This is a genomic window from Pseudoalteromonas sp. NSLLW24 (genome assembly GCF_015864725.1).
Classification (GTDB): domain Bacteria; phylum Pseudomonadota; class Gammaproteobacteria; order Enterobacterales; family Alteromonadaceae; genus Pseudoalteromonas; species Pseudoalteromonas arctica.
In genome coordinates this window covers 61,383-77,482 of sequence record NZ_JADYWQ010000010.1, presented here as the reverse complement: position 1 = coordinate 77,482, position 16,100 = coordinate 61,383, and the positions used below count along the sequence as shown (strand labels likewise).

Here is a 16,100-nt window from a genome sequence, read left to right as displayed (position 1 = left end):
AAATTAGGTTTTGATAGTCTTTACATCGCAAATAGTCAGATAAACTCACTGGAAGTACCACTGTAATAAAAAGTATTAAACTAACCTTCGCTTTGAAGTTGTCATGTTGCTTTTAATACATATAAAAAAATCGGCCAGAGTTTCCCCATGACCGATTTTGTCAGCTTAAACTATTTATAATCTATTTTTGTACTTGTGCTTGGCCTGCGTCATCAAGTGCCGGTGTTTTACCTGCCCACTGCGCATTCAAACCAAATACCACTTTATTTACTATCAATGCAAAGGCTACACATACAATCAGTGTAATTGGCATTAAGTGAATGTAATGAATGTCAGTATGTAGTGGTGAGTTTGCAAATGTAAGCATGCCGTACATTACAACACCTAAAATTACTGCTGCAATACCTGCACGTGCATCCACATTTTTAAATAATAAGCCCACTACAAAAATTGAGAATATAGGCATACTTAATAAGCCATTTAATTGCTGTAGTAAGTTAATAATACTGTCTGCTTGCTGGTAAATTGGTACAAGTACCAGTGTTAAGCTTGTTAGTAGCAATGTTACGTAACCACTTAGCTTTACAACACTTGGCTCTTTATTAAAGTACGCTTCGTGAATGTCACACACATATAGTGCTGTAGCTGAATTTAATAAGCTGTTGTAAGTAGAAAGTACTGCTGCTGCCATTGCCGCTGCGAACACACCGGTTAACCATGCTGGCATTACATCACCCACAATTCGACCATAAGCAGCGTCACCAATATCGCCATAAAGTTTAAACGAAATAATACCCGGTAATACCACAATTGCAGGGACGATTAAAAAACGAATACCCGCAGCTGCAAATATACCTTTTTGCGCTTCTTTAACATTAGGTGCTGCCATTGCTCGCTGTGTGATTGTTTGGTTAGTACCCCAGTAATACATTTGAATAAAGATCATACCGGTTAAAAGTGTTGGCCACGGAATAGGTGAGTCAGCATCGCCTATGAGTGTTAAGCGCTCCTCAGGAATACCCGTAAAGTCATAATCAATCGCATTAAGTGCTAAAAACACGACTAAAACAGCCATGCCTAGTACAAGTATGCCATTGTAGGTATCGGATACAGCCACTGCTCGCAGGCCGCCAAAAAACGCATAAACAGCACCAATAATGGCAAATGCGGTGGCAATATACATTAGCGGAATATCAACCTTAAACATGGTTTGCATAAATAGCGCGCCAGAATAAATAACCGCTGGCATATAAATAAGTGCATTACCTAAAAAGAATAAACCACCAATAACAGCGCGAATATGTTTGTTGTTATAGCGCTTTTCTAAAAGCTCTGTGGTCGTTGTACAGTTGTATTTGTAATAAACAGGAATGAACACTTTGGCTAAAATAATCAAACCTATAATTGCTGCAAGCTCCCACCAAACCAGTAAAGCCATTTGGTTACCATTCATACCTACAAGCTGATCAGTACTTAAATTAGTTAATGTGATTGAACCTGCAACAAACATCCAAGTAAGGCCACCGCCCGCTAAAAAATACTCTTTGGTTTGGCTTTGTCCGTTATTGCGATTTTGGCCTCGGCATTTCCAATAAGTAAGGCCACCAATTAAAGCGGTGACAAAAACAAAAACCACCAGCTGTAAAATGTTATCTGACATGTGTGTGTCTCCTGCGCGTTATGCGCAATGTCTGTGTAATAAAAAAGTGCACGCTACAGCGCGTGCGCATCTCGACTTAGTTCTAACTTAATTTGCTTTAAAGGCATAAGTTCGGGACGTTGGTTATGCAGCTTTACCAATGCATTTAACTGAAACAGTGAAATAAGCATGCTGTTAAGCACACTCAAGTAACCTTGCTTGTGTAAGTTTGCAACGGTATCGCTATTTAATGTTTGCAGTTTGTCTTCATCAACGGTGCTCAAACCTTGAATAGTTTGGGTTTCGCCTTGTTCAAACTGCAATACAATATCTATGTTTTTAATGAGCCCTAACCGCGCAACTTCTTGGGTAAATTGATACGTTTGATAGTCATTTTTTAAGTCGCTTTCTAACAGTTTTTGCTGTGCACTTAAAAATAAACTCGGATTACCTTTAGCATCAAATAGTGCCTCACCTTGCTGCGTGTTTACGGCTGAGCTTTGATCATCAATCGCGATAAAATAATCGCTACTATTTGCTTCTCGGGTCATTAAATAAAGAGGCTGGGTTTGCATACATACCGGCGTGTAAAGTGCCTGCCATTGGTTGTTATTAACCAATAAACTTTGACCTGCACTAAAGCTGGTTAACGCTGATACTGTATAACTGCCATTTTGTGTATTACGTGCTAAAAAAATAGGTAAGTCGCAGGCTGCTTTTGCTATTTCATTTGCTCTTAAATTAACTAAATGCTGCGTTTTTGCGTATTCAACGGCTGCATTGGGGTTAATTTTTAATGTTTGGTGTTTGGTGTTTACTAGTTCACTAATAGCCATAGTTACACATCCTTAAACTGGGTTAGCTGCTAACCACTGCTCTATAAAAGCACGGTGAGGCGGCAAAGTTTGCAACATCTGCTGTGTAAGCTGGCTGTTACGTTCAATTATTTGTTTGGCTTGCACATGTTGTGAATACAAATATGCTTGTTTAGTAAAGTCAGGCTTAAAGCCCATACCGTACAAAACATACTGATAACTGGCGGCAGGGAATAACTCTAATGCGCCATGAAAATCTTGAATAAGCGGGCCACGGCTTCCCCAAAGAAGTAAATCTTCTTGCAGGGTTTGTGGAATAGTATTGGGCTGTACATGTGCTTGCCAGTAAGGTTCTGGGCGCTTGGTTAGCATGTAATGCAGCTTTAAAAAGTCGATAATACGCTGCCAGCGGTAATCCATTTGCTCGTTAAAGCGTTTAGCTACTATAGGCATTACTTGTGTATCTGCTGGCATGTGCTCTGCTACAAAGCGTGCTGAAATTTCAACAAGCATAATAGCGGTTGCTTCAAGCGGCTCTACAAACCCTGCTGACATACCAATAGCAACACAGTTTTTATGCCAAAACTTCTCACGGTATCCTGATTCAAAACTAATTTTACGGGCAGTTAAACCGTTTGCTGCATCGCCTAAATAGTCTCTTAGGTTTTGCTCTGCTTCATCGTCTGATAAAAATTTGCTTGAATAGACATGCCCTACACCACGGCGATGCGTTAAACCTATATCCCAAATCCATCCTGCGTTTTGCGCTGTTGCTATGGTATGGCTGGCTAAGGAGTTATCGTTTTCATCGTAAGGGACTTGCATCGCCAGTGCGCTGTCGTTAAATAGCACGTGGTCCATTTTTTTAAACGGTACGTTGAGCGCTTGGCCTAATAACAATGATGAAAAACCAGTACAGTCTATAAATAAATCGGCGTTTATAGTGCGGGTTTGATCTTTTAGAGTAAGCACATTTATTGCACCCTCGTCATCAAGCTTTACCTGATCAACAGTACCAATAATATGCTCTACGCCAAGCTTACTTTTACAATGCTGTTTAAGCATTTCTGCAAAAGCGCCGGCATCTAAGTGATAAGCGTAATTACAATTACCTTGATATTCACCTTGCGCTATACCTCTTGGGGCTAAGCTTGCTTCGCAAATATCATGTTGAAAATTAGTTTGCTGTGCAAAGTCTTCAACATTATCTAAATATGGGGCTAAATCTATACGGCCGTAGCCTAGCGGTACAGTAAATGGATGGTAGTAAAAGTCATTATTGCCATGAGTCCAATTTACAAACTTCCCGCCTTGTTTGAAGGTAGCATTACAGGCTTTAAACACATCAACTTCACGCAAGCCTATTTGCTGAAGTGTGTTTTTCATCGTGGGCCAGGTACCTTCACCTACGCCAATAGTTGGAATGTCTGACGATTCAACCAACATCACTTTTAAGCCGTCACCATTTTGACCTTGGTGATACGAAGCTATAATTGCAGCGCTCAGCCATCCTGCTGTACCACCGCCAACTACCGCTACTGTTTTTATTGCTTTATTCATAATGGACTACTCTTTGAGTATTTTTTGATAACGTTTTATACAGCAAATGCCCGTTAGGGCATTTTGATTTAATGTGAATTCATTTTAGCCAATTAGGTTAACTAATATACATTACTGCTAAATTAACCTAATTGGTATTAGCACCAAAGTGCTGCAATGAAACAAGAGGCGAAAAAATACGCCTCCATCATTAATTAAAACGATCCGCGAATACCAAACGCGTAACGTGAGCCATTATCTTCTACTGAATAGATTTGGTTAGCAAAACGACCTGTTTGCACTAACTCTTCTTCAGTGATATTGATGCCTTCCGCAAAAATAGTGAAGTTTTCGTTAATATCGTAGCTTGCACTAATATCCCACTGGCCGTAAGTCTCTACGTTCACTGGTTCACCGTTAAAGCCGTTATCAACTAAGCGTAAAAAGCCTTCACGGTTGTTAAATGCAACACGTGCTTGCCAGTTTTCTTGCTCATAGAAAAATATTAAGTTTTGTGAATCCCCAAGACCTTCTAGTGCAAATGTTTGTGTAGTATCGTCACCCACACTAATGTCGCTATTCACAACGGTTGCATTAGCAATAAAACCAAAGCCATTTTCAAACATGTGAGTAACACCGACTTCAAAGCCGGTTACAGTTGCAGACTCACCATTTTGAGGACGACTTACAGTGTAAACTTCTGAACTACCAATAAGTTCGTCATCTGTTTGATCTGTACATGTAGTACACGCAAAATCAGGGCCTGAACGATCAGACATTTCGTATGTTTCGGCACCTGTTAGGGTAACAATAAAGTCATCTACTTCTTTACTAAATACTGCAAAGCTAAATAAGTTAGCATCGTTGTAGTACCACTCGTAAGAAATATCCCAGTTTTCTGATTGGAATGGCTTAAGTGCTGGATTACCACCACTTGCCGTTAAGTTTTGACGACGTGGCTCGTTAAAGTTTGTCGCAGGAGATAGCTGAGACATCGTTGGACGAGTAATACTGTCATACGCCGCAAAGCGTAAAATCATGTTGTCTTGTAGCTCTAACTTAACATTGAAAGATGGTAACAAGTTTGAGTAGCTAGTGCCTTGCTCGATGTTCGTTGCAGGCCCAAAAACATTCTGAAACAATGTTGCGTCAGATGTTGGTATTACATCGCTAATAAAGCTTTGTATTGCAGCAACTTCAATATCAGTTTCTGAGTAACGTGCGCCCATATTAACAGTTACTGGCATATCAGCTAGGTCAAAACCAAGCGTAAAGTCCATGTATAAGCTAGTGATGTCTTCGTTAATTGTGTAACGGTTATTTTGTAGTGTTGGTTCTACTGGGAAACCTTGATCGGCTAAGTAATCAAGCATTTTATCGCCATCGTAGCTATAAAATGTATCGATCAAACCAGGGAAGTAGTTACTCGCTGTATATGCTTCAAAATCAATTGCATCAAGTGGTGCTTGTGTACCATAACCACAGAACTGACATTGACTACCAAAGATTTGAAAGCTTGATTTTTCACGCTCTTGGCGATAAGCACCAAAGTTAATACGCTCAACTGGGCCTTTATCTGGCACATATTCAAAATCGGCTTTTACTTCAGTAATTTCATCTTCATCTGTAAATTGATTACCAATTTCGTTGTAATGAAGTCGCGCTAAGCTTGGATCAGGCAATGAACCATTTGTAAATCCATCATGCTGAACAGTTGGAACGCCACCTGTGCCATCAAAACTGAAGCTATTAATAATACCCACTACGTTAAAACGATCTCTACCAGCACGGTCGTTTTCGGCTGTTGAGCGAGATACATCAAATTTAGCTTTTAATGACTCGTTTACTTGCCAATCAACGTTAATACCAAATGCTTTATTAGTTACATCACGTGAATTACGTGTATGCGATACAAAGTCACTTGCAGGGTCGCCACTTGGCGCGCCTAAACCAACTTCTTGAGAGAAAGTTAAAAGAGTGCCTGTTTCTGGATCAATCGTTGCACTGCCTACGCGGTCTGGTTCAAACCAAGATGCTAAATCGCGTACTGTTGAGTCAACTTCGAATTTTGAAATCATACCATCAACAGTAATCGTAACATCGTCAGACGGTGCGTATTGAAGTACTAAACTTGCATTTGTACGCTCGCGCTCTTGCTCATCAACTACTTGGTCCCAGTTACGTGGAATGTAAGCATTTTCAAACAATACACCATCCGTTGGGTTAGAAATTGTTTGGCCACCGCGCCAACCTGCCGTTAAAATTTGGTTATTTTGAAGTTTACGTTGTTGATTAGTGATGGCAAAAAGCACACCTAGCTTGTCATCGTTAAACGTATTACTTATTAAGAATGATGTTGATGGAGATACTTCTTCAGAAAGGCTTTCGTACATACCTTTAACTGAACCTAAAATATGTAAACCGCCAAAATCAAAAGGACGTGCTGTAGTTACGTTAACCGTACCACCAATGCCGCCTTCTTGAAGCGTTGCTGTATTACTTTTATAAATATCAGCACCGGTGATTTGATCTGCAGCTAATACATCAAAGTTGAATTCACGCCCTGCACTGTCTGTCGCAATTTGACGACCATTAACAAGTACAGTATTAAATTGTGGACCAAAACCACGAATAGTTACCGCTTGGCCTTCACCACCACTACGGTCAATTGCTACACCTGTAATACGTTGCAGAGATTCTGCTACGTTTAAATCAGGAAATTTACCAAGATCTTCTGCTTTAATCCCGTCTGTAACAACATTAGATGCTTTTTTATCTAACATTGATGAACGTAAGCTGCTGCGGATACCCGTTACTGCGATAACTTCAACATCTTCATTTACTACTGTAGGCGTATTGCCTTCAGCGCCTTGAGCTGCAACGTTTCCGCTTGCCAATATGCCAGTAATAGCAATACTGATCGCGGTTTTCTTGTTGAACGATAACTTATTGTTAATTATCATTTTTTAAAAACTCCTGATTGTGTGTAGTCGTTGTGTCGTTGTGGTAGTGCATATAGTTTCAAATACTATTTATATTATAAATACTTTAAACCAGCAAAAAGTGCAACCTTTTCCTGAATTATGGATAGCATTTAATCACTGTATTTTTGCTTTTAATTTTCTTTAAATTAACATTGGAATGCTGTATTCATTCAGAAAAAGAGTAAATAATAACCTGTTCGTAATCCTCTCCCGGCAATAAATTAGCTTTTGGAAAATTTTCACGATTTGGCGCATCTGGCCAATTTTGCGCTTCAAAACACAAAGCTTGCCGTGCTTTAAAAGGCGAACCAACAAAGTTTGCGGTATAAAGCTGCATGCCTGGCTGCGTACTTTTAAGGGTTAAACTAACGTTCGTGTGTGGCGAAGTTAATGTAGCCATCGTCTTTAAACTGCTGTCATCATTAAAAATATAGCAGTGATCAAAGCCATTTCCAGCTTCTAGTTGAGGATGAACGGCGCTTAAGGCCTCACCAACTTGAGCTGGCTTAGTAAAGTCAAAGCAGGTACCGCAAACTAAAGCGGCTTCATTGAGTGGAATACTAGTTGTATCAATAGGAAGGTAACGATCGGTATTAATTTGAACAAGATGCTCATTAATTGATTCACTGCCATCAAGATTAAAATAGCAATGGTTGGTAAAGTTAACGAGCGTTTCTTTATTGGTTATCGCTTTAAAGTGCAGAGTAAGCTCGCCGTTTTTAGCGCTAATAGTTTGCCAAACCTGCAACTCACCGGGGAAACCTTGTTCGCCGTCGGGCGAGCAATAATAAAGCTCAACTTCACTTTCAGTTTGTTTGGTTACTTGCCAAAGTACTTTATTAAAGCCTTTAATGCCGCCATGTAGGCTATTAGGGCCGTTATTTGCTTCTAGTTGATACTGTGTACCAGATAAGTTAAAACGCCCCTTTGCAATGCGATTAGCGTATCGACCTACTGTAGCGCCAAGATAAAATGGGTTTTCAAGATAGTATTGAGGATCATCGACGCTAAGCGTCATTTCTTGTTCTTTAAATTTAATGCTTTTTATTATTGCGCCAAATGGCAAAATTTCAGCTGTTAAATTTTGACCATCACTGAGCTGAATAACTTGTAAAGGTTGGTTATTGGCAATAGATGTCACACGCATTCTCCAATCAAATTACCGAATTAACATTTCCTGTTATAACGGCGCAACAATATATAATATAAATAGTATATAACTAGCGCTTGTAACTCAATCTAAATGCGTTAAAAAATCACGACAAAAATTTACAGCTGCCATTATTATTTACATAAGGCGAGTAAATTAAATACTTATTGTTTTTAACCCCTCAAAAAATCACACCTAATTAACTAACACATAAAAACAAATAAAAAGACAAATACAATCATAACCTTAAGAAAATCCAACCAATCGACATATGTTAAAGTTTTATTAAACCACTCTTTTATTTGGAAAATTTTCAGCCTTACTTTGTTTAGTTGATGTCTGCACCATTTAATCCAGCTTAATCGCTGCGTGTGCACTTTGTTTTTAGTATTTATAAACATTAACTGAGAGAAGAAAGGAATTATGATCCCATTTAGACTTAATAAACTGAGTATATTAGTTGGCGCTGTATCTGGCACATTCATATTAGCAAGCAGCCCTATACATGCAGCTCAAAGTGATAAAGTTCAGCAGGAAATGGAAGCGATCACGGTAACAGGCTACCGTTCTAACCTAGCCCGTAGTAAGGAACTCAAAAAAAATGCAATTGGCTCGCAAGACAGCATATTAGCTGAAGACATTGGCGAATTCCCAGACGCTAACTTAGCTGAGTCATTACAGCGTGTACCGGGTGTGTCTATTTCGCGTGACTCAGGTGAAGGTCGTCAAATATCGCTACGTGGCTTGGGTCCTAATTTTACACGCACACGCTTAAATGGCATGGAAGCACTTTTTACAAGCGATTCAGGTATTGACCAACGTGGTGGTGCATCTCGCTCTCGAGATTTTGATTTCAGTATTTTTGCCTCAGAACTATTTAATCGCGTAGATGTTTATAAATCGTATGATGCGTCACTAGATGAAGGGGGTATTGCCGGTACTGTTGATTTACATACTGCAAAACCTTTTGATAATTCTGAAGAAGGGCTACAAGGTGCTGTAAGTGTAAAAGGTATTTATAATGATAGAACAGAGCATTCAGACCCTCGCTTTGCTGGTTTGTTATCAAATACTTGGGGGAATTTTGGTGCGCTCGTATCGGTTGCTTATTCTGAAGTAGATACAATTGAAGAAGGCTATCATGTGTGGTCTTGGAAACAAGCGAGCTTTGGTGATGATAATGTTGCAGATTCAGTTGATGCCGATATCAAAAACCGTTTGGTCAATGCCACGGGTAATGACCGTGTGTTTGTATCTCGCGCTAATAACATTGCATCTTGGGCTAATACACGTAAACGTACCGGTATTACCGCTGCATTTCAGTGGCAACCTTCTGATGCAATGTCTTTTGATTTGGATATTTTATACGGAAAGCTATCTAACGATCGCATTGAAAACCAATTATCAACAGCGGGCACAAACGCATTTACTGGCGATGTGACGGCAAATCAGTTACTCGTTGATGCAGCTATTGAAGGTGACGATTTAGTATACGCCTCATTTGAAGGTCTTGATTTACGTACCGAGTCAAAAGTAAGTTTTGGCGAAACTGATTTTCACCAAATATCACTCAGTGGCAATTTTGAACTAACCGATAAACTATACATGACAACCATGTTTGGTTTATCAAAATCTACTTTTGAGCAGCCTATAAACGATAAAGTTTTTAGTGAATCTGTCGACCATGCGTTTTCTGTTGATTGGCGCAATGCTAAATATGGTCAAAATACTTACGACTTTGATATTACCGACGTTGACCAGTGGGCATTAATGCGAACTGATGTCCGCGAAGATGAAATAAGCAATGAATACAACACGTATCAAGTCGATTTTAATTATGAACTCAATGATGTGCATTCACTTAAGTTTGGTCTACAGTCTAAAAACTATCAATCAGATGGCTTTGAACGCAGAGACCGTGTTGATTGGGAAAACAACCCAAATTCACCTGAAGCTGTTTTTCAAATAACAAACATCCCAATATTACATGACTATGTTATTGCAGATAACCAAGCTACTTTTGAGCGTGTTGTTGCAACAGGTTTAATTTCTCGAGAGTTAGACGCCTCTCATAATCGCCCTGGTACTGTATATCAAATTGAAGAAGATACTATTGGGGTTTATGCACAGTATTTATGGAACACCGAAATAAGTAACTTCCCAATTAGAGGTAACTTAGGTTTGCGTTGGTACGAAACTGAACAAACATCGAGCGGGGAAGTTAATACAGGAGCAGGTTTTGAGCAAATTGAATTTAGTAAAACCTATTCCGATTTACTACCAAGCTTAAATGTTGTTGCTGATATTTCTGATAATTGGTTAATCCGCTTTGGTGCAAATCGCAATATTTCTCGACCCAATTTAAATCAATTAAAAGCGGCTGGGCAAGTGGGCGTTGCAGATCAATTTATTAGTGCTGGTAACCCTAATTTAGAGCGTTTTGTTGCTGATTCATTCGAAACATCATTTGAGTTTTATGGTGATTCGTCAAGCTTAGCTATTGCAGTGTTCCATAAAGATATGGAGTCATTTATTGTCCAGCAATCAGTGACTCTACCTTATGAGCAAACGGGTTACCCTCTTGAGTTTTTAGATTTTGACCCGCGCGTAAATGCGCAATCTGAGTTTACCGTTTCACAACCTATTAATGGTGATTCTACAGATGTCACTGGTTTAGAAGTTGCGTTTCAAATGGACTTTGATTTTTTACCAGAGCCATTTAATTACTTAGGAATGCTCGGTAATGTAACCATTGCTGATGGCGAAACTATTTTATTTAACGAAGGTGAGCGTATCAGCGTTACTCCTCCTGGCTTGTCTGAGCTGTCTCACAACTTTACCCTTTATTATGAAACGCCGCATTGGGGCATGCGTGTTTCGAGCTCTTATCGTGATGAGTACATTACAGGCGAAGGCTCAGAGCAAAACATTGTTGCAGGATACGATGAAACAACGTTTATTGATTTTAAATCGTTCATGAATATTACAGAGCAAGTAAAAATAACCTTTGAAGCAACGAACTTAACCGACGAAGCGATTCGACAATTCCTCGATCACAGAACCCAATCTTACTCACAAAGTGGTCGTAATTTTGCGTTAGGTATGTCGTATAAATTTTAGCTCTCACCTCTAAACTGGCTGCTTTTGCAGCCAGTAACTTTAAGGAAAAAAGTTATGCAAAAACACACTGTTTCATTACTTATTAATTTATTCCTGCTTTTGGTTTGTTGCCCATCAATTGCTGCAAATGACACATTTACTTTAGGTATTGTTGCCGATTGCCAATATGCAGAACAAGCCAATAAAGGTACTCGACACTATACATCTTGCCCTCAAAAGTTCAGCACTGCGGTTGAGCAATTTAATGCTCTGCCTTTATCGGGAGTATTACATTTAGGCGACTTTATCGACCGTGAATTTAAAAGTTTTACCCCATTAAATACAATATCATCGTCACTTAACGCTCCCCTTTATCATGTATTAGGAAACCATGAATTCTCGGTAGATGATAAGTTTAAAATGCGCATAACTAACACTTTAAATATGCCATCGCGCTACTACAGTTTTGAAATAAACAACTGGCTCTTTATCGCATTAGATGGCAACGATGTGAGCACTTACGCATGGCCTAAAAATAGTAAAAAACATCAACAAAATATGACCTTGTTTAACTCTCAATATAAAGGGCACGAAGATTGGAATGGCGCAATTGGTATAAAACAGCTTAAGTGGTTAGAAGAAAAGCTAAAAGTAGCGCAAGTAAAAGAACAACCTGTTGTACTACTGAGTCACTTCCCTATTTTTCCTGAGAACAACCATAACCTATGGAACGCGCAAGAAGTGCTAACCCTTATTAGCCAGTATTCAACCGTAAAAGCATGGTTTAATGGTCATAACCATGTAGGTAATTACGCAAAAAAAGACGGCATTCACTTTGTAACTTTTCATGCGATGCTTGATACCGATACAACTGCATTTAGCACTCTTGAATTTTCGCCAACCCAACTTAAAATTAATGGTCAAGGGAGGCAGCCTTCAATGGTTCTTCCCATTAAATAACCGCAATAAAACTAAGATAACCTATGGCTCTATATAATAACGCGTACAAGGAGAGGATTAGCGTGACTAGGGAACTTAGTCACGCATTTTTGGCACTTATGTAGCTATGCAATTGCTCAATAGCACTTTGCATTTGGCGGCTTATATCACCTAGGCTAAACCCTGTTGCCACTTTAATTTGTTGATATGTTTCACCATGAATTCGGCTACGTACTATAAGGTCTCGCTGCTTATCTGTAAGCGTATTCATCGCATCTGAAATATATTCAATTCGCAAATTCATGCTACATAGATCCTCAGGGCTACCTTGTGTACATAGTGGTTCATCAATATTATCGAGGGTGTCGTCTAAAAAATGTTGGGTATTTTTAAAACGAGAACGATAATTTAAACCAATGTTAATAGCTGAACGAAGCAGATAAGCTTTCGGAAACTCTATTTTATCAATATGCTGGTGCGACAACATATTACTAAATGCCTCCTGCACTAAATCCTCATGGTCGCTAAGGCTTGCCCCAAAAAAATCACGGACTCTACGGTTTAGTTCACTGTTGTGCTCGGTATATAATTTTTCAAAAAATGATTCGATAATCATAAAATGACCTTAAAAACCTCTTAATTCAAAAGTAAAAACAACTGTGTTAGCTGTTGTATTTAAGAGGATTAATTTAGCATTCAATTATGCTAAGAATATGACAAACCAAGCGTTTGTCACTAAAAGGTCATTTATTAGCAAGTTATGACTCAGCAGTAATATGCTCGTTAAGCGCTGCTTTTTCGTCAATGCTAAGCGCTTGTTTTGATTTAGCAATAAAATCATACCTCACCATAACGGCCTTACCTATTGCGCAGCATTTATCGTGTTGCCATGCTTCCTGTCTCAGCGTAAAAGAGCTAGTGCCTATATGCTCTACAGAGGTTTTTACGGTCACTTCGTGGCCATAAAATAATTCGCCTACAAACGACACTTCAACTTTGGCGATAATCAATTTCCAATCATGTGGATTTAAGTCCGGTGTAAAAAACTTAAAAATAGGTCCACGTGCGACTTCAAACCATACAGGTAGTACGGTATTGTTAATGTGTCCGAGTGCATCTGTTTCGCTAAAGCGCGGCATCACTTTTTCAATAAACATAAAAATCCAATAATAATTATATAAAGGTAAACCATGACGGACTTTATACGCGTTGTTGATAACGCATTAAGCGATGAGTTTTGCGATGAATTTATTACCACATTCGCGCAAAGCCCGCATGTAAAACAAGGGGTAACATCGGGCGGTGTCGACTTAAAGAAAAAAGACAGCCACGACCTACACTTAAATAATCACCCCGAATATGCACAACAATTAAAACATATACAACAAACGACTGCACAGCATGTTTTTAAGTATGTTGAAGAGCATATTTTTATGATGATTGGGGCATTTGGCTTAAAGGTCTATCACCCAAAAACAGGTGAAGTAGTCGATTTAACCCAAGAGAATTTTGAAGAAGTGGGTAAACCACAATTACCTTTGCTAGTTCAGCAAATTTTTAGACTTGGTAATATTCAAGCGCAAAAATATGAAGTAAACAAAGGTGGCTACCCTTACTGGCACAGTGAAGTTTATCCGCAGCTACAGCACAATGAAGCACTACATCGCGTGTTGTTATTTATGTTTTATTTAAACGATGTAGAAGAAGGTGGTGAAACGGAGTTTTACTATCAAAATCGTAAAATAGCACCTAAAAAAGGCACTATGGTAATAGCTCCTGGCTACTTTACACATACCCACAGAGGTAATAAGCCAGTATCAAACGATAAGTATATTTTAACCTCGTGGGTACTGTTTAACCGCGCAGAACAAATATACGGTGCGCCAAAGAGTTAGCGCACCAAAACTTACATGATTAACCGAGTAGTTCATCAAATAAGTCAAATAGCTTATCAAGTTCAGTAATCGTGTTGTAGTGCATACAACCAATACGTACTACACCGCCTTTATCAAGCACACCTAGTTGCTTGCACAAACCTTGGGCATAAAAGTTACCATCCCACACGCATATATGCTGCTTACCTAAAAATTCTGAAACGGCGCGTGGCTCAAGCCCTTCAAAAATTAAAGCAAAAGTAGGTGTACGCTCATTTAAGCGATCAAAGTCATCAATACCAAACAACTTAATGCGTGGGTAGTTTACCAAGCGCGTTAAAAAGTGCTCACTAAGCGCCATTTCGTGTTGTTTAGTTTTAGCAAAAGCTATGCTTAACTTTTCGCGGCGTGAATGGCTATCGTCAAGTTCGCTAATTGCTGCAATGTAATCAACAGCAGCAATAAAGCCCGCCATAGCTTCAAAGCTTTGTGTGCCGGTTTCCCAACGACCTGGTGCTACGTCTTTAGCTGGCTCAACTTTATAAGGTGTAAACCCGTCTAAATGTTCTTTTTTACTGTAAACCATGCCTAAATGCGGGCCAAAAAACTTATATGCAGAGCAGGCTAAAAAGTCGCAATCAAGCGCTTGCACGTCAACAAGTTCATGCGGTGCGTAATGTACGGCATCAACATAAACAAGTGCGCCTACAGCGTGAGCAAGCTCAACAATACGTTTAATATTATTAATTGAACCTGTGGTATTTGAAGCATACGTTACCGCTACAAGCTTAGTGTTGCTGTTTAATAAGCTTTCAAATTGCACCATATCTAAGCTGCAATCAGCTTCATTAATAAGCGCAGTATTTACCTTTGCGCCTTTATCTTCTGCGGCTTGTTGCCACGACGATACATTTGAGAAATGATCGGCATTGGTTACAATTATTTCATCACCAGCCTGCCAGCCACGTGAAATAGCACGGCTAAAGCTAAATGTTAGGCTGGTCATGTTTGGACCAAACACAATGTGTTGTGAGCTAGGTGCATTAAGTAAATCAGCGGCTGCTTGACGCGCATTCGCCATCAACTCAACCGTTTTATCACTTGAGAAAAACGCGCCACCTAAGTTTGAATTATAATAACCTAAATAAGCTGTCATCGCATTAAGCACCGATGTTGGTACCTGCGAGCCACCTGGTCCGTCTAAAAATATTGGCGATTTACCATCAACGTTTTGCATTAATGCAGGAAACTGCTCACGTAATTGCGTTATGTTCATGCTTATTCCTTAAGACGTTAATACAAAACAATCCAGGTAACCTGGTTTGCTAGCATCAATTTTGTTCATAGGTGTTGCGTTATGCCACACTTGACGGTCGTTTATTAATGCAAACATGCCGTCTTTTATTTCCATTTTAAAACAAGGCTCAGCTTGCTTGTTTTCGTATACAAGTAGCTCACCGCCTTCTAAGTTTTCATGAGAAACGCCGCATATACATACATGGTCAAAACCATCTTGATGCACGCCTTCTGGCGCTGCTGGCGTATCACTATTAATAGCAAGCATACGGAACTGATGAATTTCAATATCACGCTGTTCATCAATACCAGTAAGTTGGCGAAACTCATTTACAATGCTTTTCATGCCTTCTGACTCAAGTAAACTTTGCTCTAGGTTTTCGTAAGTACGCTCTACATTACCTTGAAAAGTATTAATTGAATCGTCTTGAACAAATGCTTTGGTTTGTTGTAACTTTATTTCACCATTTTGCATTTTAACTACTGAGTAACGACGTTTACGAAAGGCACCATCTGCATAAGGATTTGCAGGCAGGTTATCAAAAGAAGGCTTAACCAAATCAATATTTGCTTGGTTAACAAAACGTAGTTGCAGTAAATTCTGGTTGTTTAATGCTGTCATAAAATCTCGCCTAAAATAATGAGAATATTGATGAGGATTTTAATGCATTTTGATAGGAATTTTTGCGCGATTACTTACTTTAAAAGCAACTTAAGACTAGATTTAATACAATAATATAAAAAAAGAAGCATGAACTATCTAAT

At 39.1% G+C, this 16,100-nt stretch carries 12 protein-coding genes; 3 read left to right on the top strand and 9 right to left on the bottom strand.

Annotated elements, in window-relative coordinates; all coding sequences use genetic code 11:
* Positions 1–181: 181 nt before the first annotated feature.
* The 5 genes from I6E72_RS12130 to I6E72_RS12110 all read right to left on the bottom strand — a co-directional run bounded on the left by I6E72_RS12130 (position 182) and on the right by I6E72_RS12110 (position 8,118).
* Positions 182–1,660: an SLC5 family protein gene (locus I6E72_RS12130; RefSeq protein ID WP_007580003.1), complete on the bottom strand. Its 1,479-nt coding sequence runs from the start codon at positions 1,658–1,660 to the stop codon at positions 182–184.
* A gap of 53 nt (positions 1,661–1,713) precedes the next feature.
* Positions 1,714–2,475 carry a SapC family protein gene (locus tag I6E72_RS12125; RefSeq protein WP_010554817.1) on the bottom strand — a complete coding sequence of 254 codons (762 nt, stop codon included), beginning with the start codon at positions 2,473–2,475 and terminating at the stop codon, positions 1,714–1,716.
* 12 nt (positions 2,476–2,487) lie between these two features.
* A complete protein-coding gene (locus I6E72_RS12120; protein ID WP_197112448.1) occupies positions 2,488–4,014 on the bottom strand; it encodes a tryptophan halogenase family protein in 1,527 nt (508 codons plus the stop codon).
* A gap of 194 nt (positions 4,015–4,208) precedes the next feature.
* Positions 4,209–6,956, bottom strand: coding sequence for a TonB-dependent receptor (locus I6E72_RS12115; protein ID WP_197112447.1), 2,748 nt, complete (start codon positions 6,954–6,956; stop codon positions 4,209–4,211).
* A 187-nt stretch (positions 6,957–7,143) separates the two neighbouring features.
* Positions 7,144–8,118, bottom strand: a complete 975-nt coding sequence (locus I6E72_RS12110; protein WP_197112445.1) for an aldose epimerase family protein — start codon at positions 8,116–8,118, stop codon at positions 7,144–7,146.
* Positions 8,119–8,550: 432 nt separating this feature from the next.
* Between I6E72_RS12110 and I6E72_RS12105 the strand changes: the two genes are divergently transcribed.
* A complete protein-coding gene (locus I6E72_RS12105; protein WP_197112443.1) occupies positions 8,551–11,247 on the top strand; it encodes a TonB-dependent receptor in 2,697 nt (898 codons plus the stop codon).
* A gap of 54 nt (positions 11,248–11,301) precedes the next feature.
* Positions 11,302–12,186, top strand: a complete 885-nt coding sequence (locus I6E72_RS12100; RefSeq protein WP_197112441.1) for a metallophosphoesterase — start codon at positions 11,302–11,304, stop codon at positions 12,184–12,186.
* A gap of 79 nt (positions 12,187–12,265) precedes the next feature.
* Here I6E72_RS12100 and I6E72_RS12095 read toward each other — a convergent pair whose 3' ends face one another.
* Positions 12,266–12,781: an RNA polymerase sigma factor gene (locus tag I6E72_RS12095; RefSeq protein ID WP_024610405.1), complete on the bottom strand. Its 516-nt coding sequence runs from the start codon at positions 12,779–12,781 to the stop codon at positions 12,266–12,268.
* Between the two features lie 142 nt (positions 12,782–12,923).
* A complete protein-coding gene (locus I6E72_RS12090; protein ID WP_024593444.1) occupies positions 12,924–13,322 on the bottom strand; it encodes an acyl-CoA thioesterase in 399 nt (132 codons plus the stop codon).
* A 33-nt stretch (positions 13,323–13,355) separates the two neighbouring features.
* Between I6E72_RS12090 and I6E72_RS12085 the strand changes: the two genes are divergently transcribed.
* Positions 13,356–14,060 carry a 2OG-Fe(II) oxygenase gene (locus I6E72_RS12085; protein WP_197112439.1) on the top strand — a complete coding sequence of 235 codons (705 nt, stop codon included), beginning with the start codon at positions 13,356–13,358 and terminating at the stop codon, positions 14,058–14,060.
* 19 nt (positions 14,061–14,079) lie between these two features.
* On the opposite strand, the gene I6E72_RS12080 is transcribed toward I6E72_RS12085, so the two are convergent.
* Both I6E72_RS12080 and I6E72_RS12075 read right to left on the bottom strand, forming a co-directional pair.
* Complete coding sequence (locus I6E72_RS12080) at positions 14,080–15,315, bottom strand: cysteine desulfurase-like protein (protein WP_197112437.1); 1,236 nt, start codon at positions 15,313–15,315, stop codon at positions 14,080–14,082.
* Between the two features lie 9 nt (positions 15,316–15,324).
* Positions 15,325–15,957 carry a 2OG-Fe dioxygenase family protein gene (locus I6E72_RS12075; protein WP_007579988.1) on the bottom strand — a complete coding sequence of 211 codons (633 nt, stop codon included), beginning with the start codon at positions 15,955–15,957 and terminating at the stop codon, positions 15,325–15,327.
* Positions 15,958–16,100: the final 143 nt, after the last annotated feature.